Source organism: Lutibacter sp. A64, from assembly GCF_022429565.1.
Classification (GTDB): domain Bacteria; phylum Bacteroidota; class Bacteroidia; order Flavobacteriales; family Flavobacteriaceae; genus Lutibacter.
The window spans coordinates 860,869-877,464 of the sequence record NZ_CP092487.1 but is presented as its reverse complement, the minus strand read 5'-3'; the positions used below and the strand labels follow the sequence as shown (position 1 = coordinate 877,464).

Sequence of the window (16,596 nt, the reverse complement as noted above, 5' to 3'; positions counted from 1 at the left end):
TATTTTCACCATCTATTTTGGCTATTAAGCAATTTAATTTAGGTAAACTTAACAATATCTTTATTTAACGAACTAAATTATTTTAATTTCCATAACATCCATTCGTTTTCTACCTCTATGCCAACATTCACTTGAGGGGTTTGAATTATACCTTTTAATCCTACCTCTTTTCTAACGGAATATTTTATAAACCTACTAAGATTATTGTAATCTACTTTTCCCTCTGTTTCTTTTAACTTTTTAAGTAAAAAGTATGTAAAGTACCCATGTTGTTTTTCTCTATAAACAGCAGAGCTTTCAATACCTGAGCTTGAAGAAAAAACTACAATATTTCCAAAAACAATATTCTTCATTGCTTTCACTTTTATACCTTTCATGGCTAATAAACCTTGATTTCTTGCTCCTCCACTAAAACAAGCATCTAAAAAAACCGTAATTTGTTGTGCAGGAAATTCTGTTAGTGATTTATAAACATCAGATAATTTAATGGCATAGTCTAAGTGAGTACCTGAAACATCAACTGGAATTAAATAAGGCTCTTTCGTTTGTTGATCTGGTAAGCCATGACCAGAATAATAAAATATTATTTTTGCATTCCCATTTTCAATATCTGAGAGGTTATTTATCCAAGCTAAACCCTGTCTAATTTCAGCTGCTGTAGCATTTTTTAATATCTTAACTTGTTTATTTGGTATTCCTAATGTTTTTTTACAATATAAAGCAAAAACATCAGCATCATTTTCTGCAAAATCAACATTTTGTTCCAATGTTAATCCAGATTGTTTTGACTTATAATCTTCATTTCCTATTATTAAAGCATAAGTATTCATTTGCTTTGAAGTAGTTTCAGGAATATTTATGTCAACATCAGATTTGATAACTTCCTTTTTTTTATCAACCTTCTTTAATTCAGAATCAACACCAATACCTTGTTTATCAGAAGAGTTATATTCTTTTTTTAAATTATTATTTTCATAGGCATAAACATTTTTATTCTGTAAATAATTATAAGAATATTTTTTTGATGTTTTTGGATTATAAAAATTTAAACTAGATAATTCAAAGCCATTTTCTGTTAATATAAATTTTTTTGTTTTTAAAATTTCATTCCAATTTTCTTTAAATAGCGGAGCTTCTTCTAATTTTACATTAATTGTGATTTCTTCAAAACCACCTAATTTAACCGTGAAAACCTCGTTATCTGCATCATAAGAACCAAGTATACTACTTCCAAAATCAACAGTTTTACTATATTCATTTTCTAATTTAGTAATTGCTAATTGCTGCAAATCTTTAATTTTCTGCTTCCTATTTGCTTCACTTACTCTTAGTTGATAGCTTGAAGACTTTTCGAACTCCCCCTTTTTATTCCAATTATTCATTTCTTCATTTACAAAATTTTGTATAAAGAAATTTATTCTATCTTTAGTTAAATTTGTATAGTCAAAACGTTTATATTTTTTTTGAACACTATGGCTTTTTATATTAGATATATAAATATTTCCTATTCTATCTATAAAAATACTTGAAGCTGAAACAAATTGGCTTTTAGAAGTATCATTTTCATTTCCTACAGAAATTGTAATACCTTCTATGGCTCCTAAATTCCACTTTTGAACTCTATTATTACCATTATCAGCTATATAAATGTTATATTGCTCATCTACAAATACACCTGTTGGCATATTTAATTGATTTGCCGCATTACCACTCTCATTTCCACCTGCAACAGTTATACCTTCTCTAGCACCTGGAGCCCACTTTTGAATACGATGATTAAAACTATCTGCAATATAAATATTCTCTTCTGTATCTAAAAATAATCCAAAAGGCCTATTTAATTGATTTAATTTATTTCCTCTGCCTTTTCCCCCTGCTACAGTCACTCCCTTTCTTTCTCCTAAAACCCACTTTTGAATTCTATGGTTACCAGCATCAGATACAAACATTTCTCCTTGTGCACTTATAAAGATACTATAAGGTAAATTAAATTGATCATCTGCACTACCTTGGCTTCCTCCAGCAACAGTTATACCGTTCCAAGCTCCTGGAGCCCACATTTGAATACGATGATTATAAGTGTCAGCTACATAAATATTTCCTTTTATATCTACAAAAATACCAGAAGGTCTATTTAATTGATTTGCTTCATTCCCTCTACCTTTTCCACCCGCAACTGTAATTCCTTTCTTAGCTCCCGGAGTCCACATTTGAATACGGTGATTATAAGTATCAGCTACATAAACATTTTCTTTATCATCCACAAATATCCCAGAAGGTATATTTAACTGATTTTCAGAATCACCTTGCCCTATTCCACCAGCAATAGTAATAAAGCTTGCTGAAGTTTCATAAGATGAATAATTTTGAGTTTGAGAATAACTTATAGTTAAGTTTAAAAACACTATTAAAATAAGTACATTTTTCATACTTGAATATATTTTATCTTGATTAATTAAGATGCTTTAATAATAAATTTTTAAATAATAATTTGCGTTCATCTATTGGTATATTATATATCCAATTTAATATTGTTTTTACGTTTACTTTATCATCAATAAAAGGAATATTCTTTTTAGTAAAAACAAAAATTAAAACACTACTTTCAGCTATTTCTTTATTATTTAATTCAATTGAATAACCTGGTTTATAAGCATCATGTATAGGAAAAAAAACTTTTTCATTCTTTCTAAATAATTTATTTTTTGAATCGCTTAAATAATCCTGATTTTTATTTTCAAAAGGATACAATAAAAATGTTTCATTCTTATTAATAACAAAAATTTTTAAATATCCATCGAGAGAAGGAATAAATGAAAAAGAGATTAAATCATTTTCATAATAAACATCTTTAAGATCATTAACTTTAAAAAATAATAAGGGATCTTTTTTTGTATTGTATTTAAAAATAGTTGCATCAATATCTACAGAAACGACCATATTCCCATTTTCATCAAATTTTCTGACCTCTGGATATACTTTTTCAGTTACAATATTTGCTTGCAATTCAATATTAGAAATTTCATTAAAATAATTTTTAATAGTTTCTCCATTACTTTCATTAAATAACATAGTTGATACTGAGACCTGCTCAGTAACCCCTGCTTTTCTTAAAGCATTAATTTGTGCATCTTTTATTGCCTCTTCCAAAGCCTTAAGTGGGGTTTTATCTCTACTAATTGAAATACCACTTACTTTATGTACCTTAATTTTTTTTTGAGCATAAAAATTAGTAAAAACTAAAAGGAACAGAAATAAAAAATAAAATTTACTGTCAATTTTAATTGTCATTTCTAATAATTTTCAAACTTCTTCATTTCATCATCGAAAATTTTTTGAAACTGAAATTTATCAAAGTCTAATTTTAATTTTGATTCTTTATTTATTCGTTCAGAAATACCATTAAGTATTGTTTCCTTAGAACCTTCAACAGCTATATGATATTGATAATTTCCATTCTTTAATTTAAAAAGTTTTTCTCCTATTACTTTTATATCTCTTAAATCTTGATTAACAACTTCTCTAGATAATTCTTCAAATTTATTTTCAAATTCTTTTTTATCACCAACTGATCTTTGGTTGGTGTATTGATCAGTTACTCTTTTTATTAATGATTGGATATTACTTGCTAAATCAGCCTTAGCGTTTTGAGTTGCAATTTTTTTTGCAGTAGCCAAGTCAGAACTTTCTCCAACTTGTTTTGCTCTAAAATAATTTTCATTACTCATATATTCTTTGCCCGATAATGGAATTTGAATTTCAGTCATATCCTCTACTTTTGAAAGTGTTTTTGTAGAGTTACAATTAGTTAATATTAATAGGGTAATACTTGCAATTGTAAGTAAATAATTTTTTTTCATAATAATTTTGGATTAATAGTATATACTTCAAATTTAAGTTGCTTTTTTATTTTTTTACAACATATAAATTATACATCAAATATATTAAAATCTAGTGAAATAACAGCAACCTTAACAACCTTTAAAAGCAAAATAAAAAAATTAATTTTATTTTTAATTAATCATTATGATAACTATCATAAGTTACTTTCTTATAAAATGGTTTATGTTTATTAAATTATTAGAGCATCAAACTTTACTATTTAATTACAATGATTATTTAATTTACTATAGTAAGTCCTAAATAACCGATACGGATTTTTAAACAATTTAATTTATTAATTAAAGCAGAACAATCATATAGGATGTCTGCTTATTTTGGTACGCATTTAGATGAATAAATCAACTTAACAACAAAAGAAAAATAATTTATTATCCAAAATATCTAATATTAAACTTGTAAATTAATTAGTTCAAAAAAAATATTAAATAATATTTTTTTTAACAACTAAATAAAACAAACTAATTCAAATTCTAGTTACGTTATAAAAAAACTTGAAATTAAAAATTTAATACATCTTTGTTTTGCTACTATTTTAAAAAGCATTAATTTTAGCACATTAATCTATAGAAAATGAAAAAATACATATATACATTAGTTTTAACTACGTTATTATGGTCATGTGGTGGATCGGGAGGAAGTGATTCTCCAGAACCAGAACCGGTAAATAATGCACCAAATATACCAACATTAAAATATCCAACTAACAATCTACTTTGTATAGACAATACAATTGATTTTGAATGGAATACTGCAACTGACCCTGATGGTGATGTTGTTTCTTATCAAATTCAAATAGCAAAAGACAATCAATTTACAGATATAGTACAATCTATATCTAATACAAGTACAACTAGAACTATTTCTTTAGATAAAGGTGTTGCTTATTATTGGAGAGTAAGTGCTAAGGATACTAAAAATTTATCAAGTAGCTATTCTAGTGTTAATTCTTTTTATACCGAAGGAGAAGGTGTTTCTAACTATTTACCATTTTCACCAGAAATTATAGCTCCAACTTTAAATGCTACAGTTACAGAATCTAGCGCTATTTTAGAATGGAATGCTTCAGATGTAGATAATGACCCTCTTAGTTTTGATGTGTATTTTGGAACTTCTAAAACACCATCAACAATTGTTTCTGAAAATCAAACAGCTAAAACCTTTAGTGTAGATGTAAGTAATTCAAAAACTTATTATTGGAAAGTTGTTGTAAAAGACGATAAAGGTGGTGAAACCATTGGTCAAATCTGGAATTTTAAAACAGATTAATAAAAATATTTATATAGAAATAAAAAGAGCCTTTATTTTTTATTAAATAAAGGCTCTTGCTCTTTAAAATTTAAAATATTCTTAGTTCTTTAACTAAATTTATAACTAATAATTACTATAATTGTATATGATAAAAAAAATACTGTATACGGCTCTGTTTTTTGTAACTTTAAATAATTTCTCACAAGAGTTAATTGAAAATGATACTATAAAAAAAACACTATCATCTTCAGTCTTAAAAGGTCAAGTAGTAAATCAGCTAGATAAAACACCTTTAAAAGGTGCACATATATTTAATTTAAACTCTGTAATAGGAACAATTACAAATGATGATGGAAATTTTGAACTTCCAATTACTGTAAGCGATACAATTTATGTTTCCTATTTAGGCCACCAATCTATTAAATTAAAAATTACTAACGATTTATTAAAAGGAAATGAGTTAGTGATTGAATTATATGAAAAAGCAGAAGAAATTGGTGAGGTTGTTGTAAAATCTCATAAATTAATTGGTGTTTTAGAAATAGATGCTAAAAATGTACCTAAAGACAAATATGCTCGTATACATATAAATGGTTTAGCGCAAACTTATGAAGTTGGTGGCACAAGACAAAGAAAAGATTTTAATTCTCCTGTAGACGCCTTATTTAAACCAATTGATTTTGTTTATAATATGTTTGGAAAAAAGCCTAAACAACTAAAAAAGCTTAAAAAAATGCGTGATAATGATGAATTACGCGAACAATTAGAAGCTAAATTTAATAGAGAATTAATGATGGAATATTTAGAGATGGATTCTACTGAGTTAACAGAATTACTTAACGAATGTAATTATTCTGATTATTTTATTAAACAAGCTAGTGATTTACAATTAATTGAAGCTGTATTATTATGTTATGAAAACTACAAAGCCATAAAGAAAGGGAGTACTATAAAAACTACAGATGATAAATAACCAGCTATAAATTCTATAATAAAAGCACAAAAAAACCTTTGAAATTCAAAGGTTTTTTTATGTTATTTAAATAGATAAATTGTTTTATCCTAATACTTCAGCAACTTTAGCTCCAATTTTTGCAGGTGAATCTACAACATGAATTCCGTTTGCTTTTAAAATTTCCATTTTAGCTTGTGCAGTATCATCTTTACCTCCAACAATTGCTCCTGCATGTCCCATTGTTCTTCCTTTAGGTGCAGTTTGTCCTGCTATAAAACCTACAACTGGTTTTTTATTCCCTGTAGCTTTAACCCATTGCGCTGCTTCAGCTTCTAATTGACCACCAATTTCACCTATCATTACAATACATTTTGTATCTTCATCATTCATCAATAATTCAACGGCATCTTTTGTAGTAGTTCCAATAATTGGATCACCACCAATACCAATTGCTGTTGTAATTCCATAGCCTTGTTTTACAACTTGATCAGCAGCTTCATACGTCAAAGTTCCAGATTTAGAAACAATACCTACAGCACCTTTCTTAAAAATAAAACCTGGCATAATACCAACTTTAGCTTCTTCAGGAGTAATAACACCTGGACAATTTGGTCCAACCAATCTACAATCTTTAGTTGCTATATAAGCTTTAACTTTTACCATATCTGCAACTGGAATTCCTTCTGTAATACAAATAATTACTTTAATTCCTGCTGCCGCTGCTTCCATTATTGCATCTGCAGCAAAAGCAGGTGGTACAAATATAATTGATGTATCTGCAGCAACTTTATCTACCGCGTCTTGTACTGTATTAAAAACAGGCTTTTCTAAATGAAGTTGCCCTCCTTTACCTGGAGTAACACCACCAACAACATTTGTTCCATACTCAATCATTTGTGAGGCGTGAAAAGTTCCTTCACTACCAGTAAAACCCTGGACAATTATATTTGAATTTTTATTTACTAAAACGCTCATTTGTATGTATTTTATATTATAAATTATTACAAAAGTAATTTTTTTCTAAGTTAAAATAAAACTTATTTTTTTTGATTTTTTAATAATTGTCTTACTTCAACTATTTCTTTTAACTTTTTTCTTGATTCTTCTATAGGTGTGCCAAAATATGTTAAATTTCCTTTTATAGATTTAGTAACACCTGTTTGACCTAAAACAACTGCATTTTCACCAATAGTAATTCCACTATTAGTTCCAACTTGTCCCCATAAAGTTACATTATCTTCTATAATTACACAACCTGCAATTCCAGTTTGCGATGCTATTAAGCATTTTTTACCAATAATAGTGTCATGTCCTATTTGAACCTGATTGTCTATTTTTGTACCTTCATTAATTGTTGTATTTCCAGAAACACCTCTATCAATAGTACATGACGCTCCAATATCTACATTATCTTTTATTATAATACTACCTCCAGATATTAATTTATCATAACCGGTTTTACGTTTTTTATAATAAAAAGCATCTGCTCCTAATATAGAACCTGAATGTATTGTTACATTATTACCAATTGTACAATCATCGTAAATTGTAACATTAGGATGAATTATACAATTTTTTCCAATTGTAACATTGTTTCCTATAAAAACATTTGGTTGAATTATTGTGCCCTCACCTATTGAAGCAGATTGTGCTATTGATGAATTTGCTGGTTTAAAAGCTTTAAAGTGCTTTGTTAATTTATTAAAATCTGAAAATGGATCTTTAGAAATTAATAATGCTTTACCTTCTGGGCAATCTACTTTTTTATTAATTAAAACAACCGTAGCCTTAGATTTTAAAGCCTTATCGTAATACTTAGGATGATCTACAAAAACAATATCTCCGCTTTCTACAACGTGTATTTCATTACATCCATAAATTGGAAAATCATCAGCGCCGATATATTCAACCTCTAATAATTTTGCAATTTCCTTTAAACTAAATTTATGAGGAAATTTCATATAATTACTCTTTAACTCTTTCTAAGTATGAGCTTTTTGAAGTGTCTATTTTAATTTTATCACCTTCATTAATAAATAACGGTACGTTAATTTGTGCACCTGTTTCAACAGTTGCAGGTTTTGTAGCGTTTGTAGCTGTATTTCCTTTTACTCCAGGCTCTGTATGTGTTATTTCTAATATTACACTTGCAGGCATTTCTACAGATAAAGGCATGCTATCTTCTGTATTAAATACTACGGTAACTATTTCCCCTTCTTTTAAAAGATCTGGTGTGTCAAGCGTTTCTTTACCTAGTGTTATTTGATTGTAATCTTCTGTATTCATAAAGTGAAATAAATCACCTTCTGGATATAAAAACTGATATTTTCTAGTTTCTACTCTAATATCTTCAATTTTACGTCCTGCAGGAAATGTATTATCTAATAATTTACCTGTTGACAAACTTTTTAGCTTAGTTCTAACAAATGCAGGTCCTTTACCCGGTTTTACGTGTAAAAATTCTACTATTTTAAAAATATCATTATTATGTTTAATACATAGTCCGTTTCTTATATCTGATGTTGTTGCCATTTGTTTTATTTAAGTTCTAAGTTTTAATTATAATTTTAAAAGAATTGAAAATTTTATGAACAGAATTAAAATTCGTAATCCATAATTGGTAATTTACTATCAACTCCCGGTATATCCTTTCATAATTCCTCTTTGTGAGTTTTTTATAAAAAGTAATATTTGATCTCTCTCTTTTGTTGCTTCCATTTCGGCTTCAATAATTTCAACAGCTTGTGAAGTATTGTAATTTTTTTGATATAAAAGCCTAAAGACATTTTGAATTTCTCTAATTTTTTCAGTTTCAAATCCTCGTCTTCTTAAACCAATTGAATTAATTCCAATATATGAAAGCGGTTCTTTACCTGCTTTGGTATAAGGTGGCACATCTTTTCTTACTAAAGAACCTCCAGAAACCATTGCATGTTCTCCAATATGAATAAATTGATGTACAGCTACTAACCCACTTAGTATTGCAAAATCTCCTATTGTTACATGTCCTGCAATTACCGAACCATTGGCTAAAATACAATTATTTCCTATAATACAATCATGTGCAACATGTGAAGTTGCCATTATTAAACAATTGTCTCCAATTTGGGTTTTACCCAATGCTTTAGTTCCTCTATTTATTGTACAACATTCTCTTATGGTTGTATTATCTCCAATAATTGCTAAAGAGTCTTCTCCATCAAATTTTAAATCTTGTGGAATTGCTGAAATTACTGCACCAGGAAAAATTCTACAATTTTTTCCTATTCTTGCGCCTTCCATTATAGTAACATTAGAACCAATCCAAGTTCCAGATCCTATAATTACATTGTTATGAATTGTAGTAAATGGTTCTACTACTACATTGGTAGCTATTTTGGCTCCAGGGTGTATATATGCTAAAGGTTGATTCATTATTCTTTAGGTTTTTTTGCAATTTGAGCCATTAGTTCTGCTTCTACAACCAATTTTCCGTTAGCATAACCATAAGATTGCATATGACAAATTCCACGTCTAATTGGTGACATTAATTCGGCTTTAAAAATTAACGTATCTCCTGGTAATACTTTTTGTTTAAATTTAACATTGTCCATCTTCATAAAGTATGTTAAATAATTCTCAGGATCTGGAACAGTACTCAACACTAATACACCTCCACATTGTGCCATAGCTTCTACTTGAAGTACTCCTGGCATTACAGGTGCTCCAGGAAAATGTCCGACAAAGAAATTTTCATTCATTGTAACATTTTTCATTCCTACAACATGCTTATCAGATAATTCTATAATTCTATCAATTAATAAAAATGGAGGTCTATGTGGTAGAATATTCATTATTTGATGAATATCCATTAAAGGCGGCTGATTTAAATCAAATGTTGGGACTTTATTTCTCTTTTCTTGCTTAATAATTTTTTGAAGTTTTTTAGCAAAAGTAGTATTTATTAAATGTCCTGGTTTATTAGCAATAACTTTTCCTCTAATTCTAGTACCAACCAAAGCTAAATCTCCAATTACATCTAATAGTTTATGTCTAGCTGCTTCATTAGCCCAACGCAAAGTTAGATTGTCTAAAATTCCATTTGGTTTTACTGTTAAATTTTCTTTATTAAAAGCTTTCTTCAACTTATTCATAGTTGCATCTGAGATTTCTTTATCCACATACACTATGGCATTATTTAAATCTCCACCTTTAATTAAATTATGGTCTAATAACGTTTCTAATTCGTGTAAAAAACTAAAAGTACGTGCATTAGAAATTTCATCTTTAAAATCTTTTAAAGAATTTAGAGTAGCATTTTGAGTTCCTAAAACTTTAGTTCCAAAATCTACCATTGCAGTAATTTGATATTCATCTGAAGGCATTAAAATAATTTCACTTCCAGTAGTTTCATCTTTATATGAAACAATCTCTTTTACTACATATTCTTCTCTTTCTGCATCTTGTTCTTGAATTCCAGCTTTTTCAAGCGCTTCAATAAATTGTTTTGAAGAGCCATCCATAATTGGTGGTTCTGCACTATTTATTTCTATACAAATATTATCTATATCTAATGCAACAACTGCAGCTAATACGTGTTCTGAAGTGTTTACAAAAACACCTCTTTTTTCTAAATTTGTACCTCTTTGTGTATTAACTACATACTCGGCACTTGCTTCAATTACAGGTTCTCCCTCCAAATCAATTCTAACAAAAGCATATCCGTAGTTAATTGGCGCTGGTTTAAAAGTCATAGAAACTTTATTTCCAGTATGCAAACCAACACCAGATAGTGTTACCTCTTTTTTAATTGTTTTTTGTTTAGTACTCATATTTTTCTTTTAAAGCTTTTACTCTTTTTTCTAAACTATCAATAGTTGCCACAAGTTCGGGTAATTTTTTAAAATACACATACGATTTATTAAAATCGGAGTATCCAAATGCAGGTGTACCTTGTATAGTTTCACCATCTTTAATGTTTTTACTTATACCAGATTGTGCTTGTATTTTTACATTATTACCAATGGTTAAATGTCCTGCAACACCTACTTGTCCTCCAAACATACAATTTTCACCAATTTTAGAAGATCCCGCTATACCACATTGAGCTGCAATAACGGTATTTTTACCTATTTCTACATTGTGTGCAACTTGAATTTGGTTGTCTAACTTTACACCACTTCTAATAATAGTTGATCCCATAGTTGCTCTATCAATTGTGGTTGCTGCACCTATATCAACATTATCTTCTATAATTACATTTCCTATTTGAGGTATTTTTCCATAAACACCTTCTTTATCAGGTGCAAAACCAAAACCGTCTGCTCCAATAATAGCTCCTGAGTTTATAACACAGTTATTCCCTATTTCTGTTTCAGAATATATTTTTGCGCCAGAGAAAAATATTACATTATCACCAATCTTAACATTGTCTCCAATATATACATTTGGATAAATTTTTACGTTTGTTCCAATAGTTACATTTTCACCTATATAAGCAAATGCTCCAATATAAATATCTTCTGGAATCTCGGTGTTATCACTAACATACGAAGGCTGTTCAATACCTGTTTTTTGAGGTTTTGCCTGGTTGTAATACTCTAATAATAATGCAAAAGATTGATATGCATCATCAACCTTTACAAGTGTAGTTTCAAATTCCTTTTCAGGAATAAAATCTTTCCCAACTATAGCAATTGATGCTTTTGTTGAGTATATAAATGGGGTATACTTTGGATTCGATAAAAAAGTTAAAGAGCCCTTTTCCCCTTCTTCAATTTTAGAAAGTTTAAATACTTCAACATCTGCATTGCCATAAATCTCACCTCCTAAAATTTCTGCTATTTGACTTGCTGTAAATTTCATTGTTGCAAAAGTAAAAAAAAAGAATCATTATACCTATTTCTTAGGATAACACAAATAATACTTATTTACAGGTTTAGAAAGTGCCTGAATATTAAAGTGATCTGATACTTCAACAACATCTTTAACATCTCCATTTTTAAATAATAATTTTATTGTATTTTTAGTTGAATCGTATGCCTGATTACAAATTTTACCATTATAAACTAAATAATTAACTTCTTTATTGCTTAGATTAAAATTATTTTTTACAAGATCTTTAACACGTTGAACTTCTTCTTTTCTAAAGGGTTTATTTTGCAATACAACTTTAGGTAGTATTCTATTAATTAAACTTTCTGAGAGTTTAGAAAGAATAAAATCATCGTTAGAAATCCATTCTTTTATAGAAGCCAAAACATCATAATTATCTAATTTGGCAAATATTTTTAATGTATTTGTAGTAAAATTAGCTTCATCTATTTGGTTGGTTAAAAAGTAATTAAATGCTTTACTAGCAGGTAATTTAGCTCCGTTTAACACTAATTCTTTTGCACGCATTAACACTCTTTCTAACTGTTTTTCAGCTCCTAAGCCTGTTTTATGCAAATAAACTTGCCAATACATTAAACGTCTTGCAACAATAAATTTTTCTACAGAATAAATACCTTTTTCTTCAACAACTAATTCATCATCTATTACATTTAACATGGTTATTAATCGTTCAGAATTTATATTTCCTTCAGAAACACCCGTATAAAAACTATCTCTTTTTAAATAATCTAACCGATCCATATCTAACTGACTTGCAATTAATTGATATAAAAATTTACGATGATAATCTCCTTTAAAAATAGTTATAGCTAAACTTAATTTACCTTTAAAATCGACATTTAACGCTTCCATAAATTTTAATGAAATTGTTTCATGATTTATACCTGTAGCAATACTTTTTTCTAAGGCATGTGAAAAAGGTCCGTGTCCAATATCATGTAATAAAATAGCTATGTAAAGTGCATTTGCCTCTTCATCTGAAATTTCTACACCTTTAAATTTTAAAATATGGACCGTTTTTTGCATTAAATGCATACAACCCAAAGCATGATGAAACCGTGTATGATGTGCACCAGGATATACTAAATAAGACATCCCCATTTGAGATATTCTTCTTAAGCGCTGAAAATAAGGATGTTCTATTAAATCGTATATTAAAGCATTCGGAATCGTAATAAAACCGTAAATTGGATCGTTTAATATTTTAAGTTTGTTCGTGTTTTTTTCGTTCAAAACAATTATTTTTTAATAACAGTACAAATATAACAAACAATATGAGTGAAATAAGTATTTTATGGGTAGATGATGAAATTGATTTACTAAAACCACACATTCTATTCTTAGAAAAAAAAGGATATGCGGTTACAAAGTGTAATAATGGTGCTGATGCCATTGATTTATGTGAAGAAAATAATTACGATATTGTTTTTTTAGATGAAAACATGCCTGGTTTAAGTGGGCTAGAAACTTTAACTGAAATTAAAAGCAAACGTGCCAATCTTCCAATAGTAATGATTACTAAAAGTGAAGAAGAATATATTATGGAAGATGCCATTGGTAATAAAATTGCAGATTACTTAATAAAACCCGTAAATCCAAATCAAATTTTACTAAGCCTTAAAAAGAATTTAGACCTTTCTCGCTTGGTTTCAGAAAAAACAACTTCTAATTATCAGCAGGAATTTAGAAAAATTGCAATGGATTTGGCAATGGTAAATTCTTATGAAGAATGGATTACTGTTTATAAAAAATTAGTTTATTGGGAGCTAGAATTAGAAAATATTAATGATTCTGGAATGGTTGAAATTCTAGAAAGTCAGAAGCAAGAAGCAAATTCTTTATTTTTTAAATTTATCAAAAAAAATTATAAAGATTGGATTAATAATGCCGAAGAAGCTCCAATCTTATCAAATACCTTATTTAAAAAAATAATAATTCCTGAAGTTAAAAACTCAAAAGGAACACTGCTAGTTGTAATTGATAATTTACGTTACGACCAATTTAATATTATTGAAAAAACAATTAATAAATACTACAAAAAACAACAAGAAATACCTTATTTAAGTATTTTACCTACAGCTACACAATATGCTAGAAATGCTATTTTCTCTGGCTTAATGCCTTTAGAAATGGAGCAAAAACATCCAGATTTATGGAAAAACGACACAGATGAAGGCGGTAAAAATTTACACGAAAAAGAGTTTTTAGAAGCACAATTAAAACGACTTAGAGAAACTATTAAATTTGAATATTATAAAATAACCAATTTAAAGTCTGGTAAACATTTAGCAGATAATTTTAACACTTTAAAAGAAAATGATTTAACTGTTATTGTCTATAATTTTGTTGATATGATCTCTCATGCCAAAACAGAAATGGAAGTTATTAAAGAATTAGCTAGTGACGATAAAGCCTATAGATCTTTAACAAATAGCTGGTTCTTAAACTCTCCGTTGTTAGATATGATTCAAAAAGCACAAAAATTAGGATTAAAATTAATTATTACTACAGACCACGGTACCATAAATTCTAAAGCTCCTTCAAAAGTAATTGGCGATAAAAATATTAGTTCAAATTTAAGGTATAAAACAGGCAAAAGTCTTTCTTACGAAAACAAAGAAGTATACGCAGTTAAAAATCCGAAAGACATTTTATTACCTTCTTTAAGTTTAAATAGTTCATTTATTTTTGCAAAAGAAGATTACTTTTTTGCATATCCAAACAATTACAATCATTTTGTAAAATATTACAGAAATACCTACCAACATGGTGGAATTTCTTTAGAGGAAATGATAATTCCTTGTGCTATATTTGTACCGAAATAAAGTTGAGAGGTTGAATTTAGTAATAAAAGCCAATAAAATTCGTCACCCTGAACTTGATTCAGTCTCTCATTATAGTTAGTTACTAAACGTGAGATGCTGAAATAAATTCAGATTTGACGACCATTAAAACTAACAATTAAACAGTTCAACAAATCAACCATTAAACATTAAGTACGCGTATGATAAAAAATTACACACTAGAACAACTTCCAAAAATTGCTGAAGAAGTTCTTAAATTTTCAAAAAATAAAATTCTCCTTTTTTATGGTGATATGGGAGTTGGAAAAACTACTCTTATAAAAGAAATTGTTAAAAAATTAGGTGTTTTAGATACCGTAAGCTCCCCTACTTTTTCCTTAGTAAACGAATACCATACTTTAAAAAACGAAAAAGTTTATCATTTCGATTTTTATAGAATTGAAGAAGAAGAAGAAGCTATGGATATGGGAATTGAAGAATATTTTTACAGTAATAATTGGTGTTTAGTAGAATGGCCAAATAAAGTAGAAAATTTACTACCTTTAAACTCGGTAATAATTAAAATTACCACATCAAAAAAACAACTACGAACTATAGAAGTTATAAATAATGGGTAAACAAATTACTTCACCATTTAGTAAGCACGAATTAATTCCTTTAGAGGAAACTTTAGAAATTTCAAAACAAAAAGGCGAACTTGTTGTTGGAATCCCTAAAGAAACACACTACCAAGAAAAACGTGTTTGCTTAACGCCAGATGCAGTTGCAGCATTAACCAACCAAGGGCATAAATTTATTATTGAAACAGGCGCTGGTGATGGTGCTAATTTTTCTGATAAAGAATATTCTGAAGCTGGCGCTAAAATATCATACGATATTAAAGAAGTTTTTGGATGCCATATTATTTTAAAAGTAGAACCACCATCCTTAGAGGAAATTAAATTAATTAACCCGCAAAGCATTATATTTTCTGCATTACAACTTAAAACGCAATCTAAAAAATATTTTGAAGCCTTAGCTAGTAAACGCATTACAGCTATTGCATTTGACTATATTAGAGATGAACATGGTATTTATTCAGTTGTAAAATCTTTAAGTGAAATTGCAGGTACCGCCTCAATTTTAATTGCTGCGGAAATAATGAGTAACGATAAAGAAGGTAACGGATTACTATTAGGAAATATTAATGGAGTCCCTCCTACCGAAGTGGTTATTTTAGGTGCAGGAACAGTTGCTGAATTTGCAGCTCGTTCGGCCATTGGTTTAGGAGCAAATGTAAAAGTTTTTGATAATTCAATAACAAAATTAAGAACAATTCAACACAATTTAGGTAGACCCATTTACACATCAACTATACAACCTAAAACACTTCAAAAAGCTTTAATGCGTTGCGATATAGCTATTGGTGCCATTAGAGGTAATTCTCGTTGCCCTGTAATTGTTACAGAAGAAATGGTTGAACAAATGAAAACGGGTGCTGTTATTGTTGATGTTAGTATAGATCGTGGAGGTTGTTTTGAAACTTCTGAAGTTACTACACATAAAAATCCAATTATAGAAAAATATGGGGTTTCTCATTATTGTGTTCCAAATATCCCTTCTAGATACTCAAGAACTGCTTCAGTATCAATAAGTAACATTTTTACACCTTACCTTTCTAATATTGCTGAAGAAGGTGGATTTGAAAATGCTGTTAGATATGACAAAAGTTTACAAAAAGGTATGTATTTTTACCACGGAATCTTAACTAACAAATCTGTTGCAGATTGGTTTAATATTCCTTTTAGAGATGTAAATTTATTATTTTTATAA

At 28.5% G+C, this 16,596-nt stretch carries 15 protein-coding genes; 5 read left to right on the top strand and 10 right to left on the bottom strand.

Annotation, left to right across the window (positions count from 1 at the left end; translation table 11 throughout):
- Positions 1–77: 77 nt before the first annotated feature.
- Genes MKD41_RS03495 through MKD41_RS03485 form a run of 3 tightly spaced genes read right to left on the bottom strand, consistent with a single transcriptional unit; the run spans position 78 to position 3,860 of the window.
- Complete coding sequence (locus MKD41_RS03495; RefSeq protein ID WP_240244056.1) at positions 78–2,429, bottom strand: caspase family protein; 2,352 nt, start codon at positions 2,427–2,429, stop codon at positions 78–80.
- 22 nt (positions 2,430–2,451) lie between these two features.
- Entirely contained in the window at positions 2,452–3,291 is an 840-nt protein-coding gene (locus MKD41_RS03490) for a hypothetical protein (protein ID WP_240244055.1), read from the bottom strand.
- Positions 3,292–3,293: 2 nt separating this feature from the next.
- Positions 3,294–3,860 carry a hypothetical protein gene (locus MKD41_RS03485; RefSeq protein WP_240244054.1) on the bottom strand — a complete coding sequence of 189 codons (567 nt, stop codon included), beginning with the start codon at positions 3,858–3,860 and terminating at the stop codon, positions 3,294–3,296.
- Between the two features lie 613 nt (positions 3,861–4,473).
- On the opposite strand from MKD41_RS03485, the gene MKD41_RS03480 reads away from it, so the two are divergent.
- Complete coding sequence (locus MKD41_RS03480; protein ID WP_240244053.1) at positions 4,474–5,169, top strand: SusE domain-containing protein; 696 nt, start codon at positions 4,474–4,476, stop codon at positions 5,167–5,169.
- Between the two features lie 127 nt (positions 5,170–5,296).
- Positions 5,297–6,124 carry a carboxypeptidase-like regulatory domain-containing protein gene (locus tag MKD41_RS03475; RefSeq protein WP_240244052.1) on the top strand — a complete coding sequence of 276 codons (828 nt, stop codon included), beginning with the start codon at positions 5,297–5,299 and terminating at the stop codon, positions 6,122–6,124.
- Between the two features lie 84 nt (positions 6,125–6,208).
- Here MKD41_RS03475 and sucD read toward each other — a convergent pair whose 3' ends face one another.
- The 7 genes from sucD to MKD41_RS03440 all read right to left on the bottom strand — a co-directional run bounded on the left by sucD (position 6,209) and on the right by MKD41_RS03440 (position 13,213).
- On the bottom strand, positions 6,209–7,081 hold the full coding sequence (gene sucD, locus MKD41_RS03470; protein WP_240244051.1) for a succinate--CoA ligase subunit alpha: 873 nt from the start codon (positions 7,079–7,081) through the stop codon (positions 6,209–6,211).
- A 62-nt stretch (positions 7,082–7,143) separates the two neighbouring features.
- Positions 7,144–8,067, bottom strand: coding sequence for a UDP-3-O-(3-hydroxymyristoyl)glucosamine N-acyltransferase (locus MKD41_RS03465; protein WP_240244050.1), 924 nt, complete (start codon positions 8,065–8,067; stop codon positions 7,144–7,146).
- Between the two features lie 4 nt (positions 8,068–8,071).
- Complete coding sequence (efp, locus tag MKD41_RS03460; protein ID WP_240244049.1) at positions 8,072–8,638, bottom strand: elongation factor P; 567 nt, start codon at positions 8,636–8,638, stop codon at positions 8,072–8,074.
- A 99-nt stretch (positions 8,639–8,737) separates the two neighbouring features.
- Entirely contained in the window at positions 8,738–9,520 is a 783-nt protein-coding gene (gene lpxA / locus MKD41_RS03455; protein WP_240244048.1) for an acyl-ACP--UDP-N-acetylglucosamine O-acyltransferase, read from the bottom strand.
- Positions 9,520–10,917, bottom strand: coding sequence for a bifunctional UDP-3-O-[3-hydroxymyristoyl] N-acetylglucosamine deacetylase/3-hydroxyacyl-ACP dehydratase (locus MKD41_RS03450; RefSeq protein WP_240244047.1), 1,398 nt, complete (start codon positions 10,915–10,917; stop codon positions 9,520–9,522). The genes lpxA and MKD41_RS03450 overlap by 1 nt, the downstream gene beginning before the upstream one ends.
- Positions 10,907–11,950: a UDP-3-O-(3-hydroxymyristoyl)glucosamine N-acyltransferase gene (gene lpxD, locus MKD41_RS03445; protein ID WP_240244046.1), complete on the bottom strand. Its 1,044-nt coding sequence runs from the start codon at positions 11,948–11,950 to the stop codon at positions 10,907–10,909. Before lpxD ends, MKD41_RS03450 begins: the two co-directional genes overlap by 11 nt.
- A gap of 33 nt (positions 11,951–11,983) precedes the next feature.
- On the bottom strand, positions 11,984–13,213 hold the full coding sequence (locus MKD41_RS03440; RefSeq protein WP_240244045.1) for an HD domain-containing protein: 1,230 nt from the start codon (positions 13,211–13,213) through the stop codon (positions 11,984–11,986).
- A 41-nt stretch (positions 13,214–13,254) separates the two neighbouring features.
- On the opposite strand from MKD41_RS03440, the gene MKD41_RS03435 reads away from it, so the two are divergent.
- The 3 genes from MKD41_RS03435 to MKD41_RS03425 all read left to right on the top strand — a co-directional run bounded on the left by MKD41_RS03435 (position 13,255) and on the right by MKD41_RS03425 (position 16,596).
- Positions 13,255–14,805, top strand: coding sequence for a bifunctional response regulator/alkaline phosphatase family protein (locus MKD41_RS03435; protein WP_240244044.1), 1,551 nt, complete (start codon positions 13,255–13,257; stop codon positions 14,803–14,805).
- Positions 14,806–14,984: 179 nt separating this feature from the next.
- Entirely contained in the window at positions 14,985–15,401 is a 417-nt protein-coding gene (gene tsaE, locus MKD41_RS03430) for a tRNA (adenosine(37)-N6)-threonylcarbamoyltransferase complex ATPase subunit type 1 TsaE (RefSeq protein WP_240244043.1), read from the top strand.
- Entirely contained in the window at positions 15,394–16,596 is a 1,203-nt protein-coding gene (locus MKD41_RS03425; RefSeq protein ID WP_240244042.1) for an alanine dehydrogenase, read from the top strand. Before tsaE ends, MKD41_RS03425 begins: the two co-directional genes overlap by 8 nt.

What these genes read in the sequence shown, in the direction of transcription:
- MKD41_RS03495 (WP_240244056.1), bottom strand. Translation starts at nt 2,429, where the DNA reads ATGAAAAATGTACTTATTTTAATAGTGTTTTTAAACTTAACTATAAGT.
- MKD41_RS03490 (WP_240244055.1), bottom strand. Translation starts at nt 3,291, where the DNA reads ATGACAATTAAAATTGACAGTAAATTTTATTTTTTATTTCTGTTCCTT.
- MKD41_RS03485 (WP_240244054.1), bottom strand. Translation starts at nt 3,860, where the DNA reads ATGAAAAAAAATTATTTACTTACAATTGCAAGTATTACCCTATTAATA.
- MKD41_RS03480 (WP_240244053.1), top strand. Translation starts at nt 4,474, where the DNA reads ATGAAAAAATACATATATACATTAGTTTTAACTACGTTATTATGGTCA.
- MKD41_RS03475 (WP_240244052.1), top strand. Translation starts at nt 5,297, where the DNA reads ATGATAAAAAAAATACTGTATACGGCTCTGTTTTTTGTAACTTTAAAT.
- sucD (WP_240244051.1), bottom strand. Translation starts at nt 7,081, where the DNA reads ATGAGCGTTTTAGTAAATAAAAATTCAAATATAATTGTCCAGGGTTTT.
- MKD41_RS03465 (WP_240244050.1), bottom strand. Translation starts at nt 8,067, where the DNA reads ATGAAATTTCCTCATAAATTTAGTTTAAAGGAAATTGCAAAATTATTA.
- efp (WP_240244049.1), bottom strand. Translation starts at nt 8,638, where the DNA reads ATGGCAACAACATCAGATATAAGAAACGGACTATGTATTAAACATAAT.
- lpxA (WP_240244048.1), bottom strand. Translation starts at nt 9,520, where the DNA reads ATGAATCAACCTTTAGCATATATACACCCTGGAGCCAAAATAGCTACC.
- MKD41_RS03450 (WP_240244047.1), bottom strand. Translation starts at nt 10,917, where the DNA reads ATGAGTACTAAACAAAAAACAATTAAAAAAGAGGTAACACTATCTGGT.
- lpxD (WP_240244046.1), bottom strand. Translation starts at nt 11,950, where the DNA reads ATGAAATTTACAGCAAGTCAAATAGCAGAAATTTTAGGAGGTGAGATT.
- MKD41_RS03435 (WP_240244044.1), top strand. Translation starts at nt 13,255, where the DNA reads ATGAGTGAAATAAGTATTTTATGGGTAGATGATGAAATTGATTTACTA.
- tsaE (WP_240244043.1), top strand. Translation starts at nt 14,985, where the DNA reads ATGATAAAAAATTACACACTAGAACAACTTCCAAAAATTGCTGAAGAA.
- MKD41_RS03425 (WP_240244042.1), top strand. Translation starts at nt 15,394, where the DNA reads ATGGGTAAACAAATTACTTCACCATTTAGTAAGCACGAATTAATTCCT.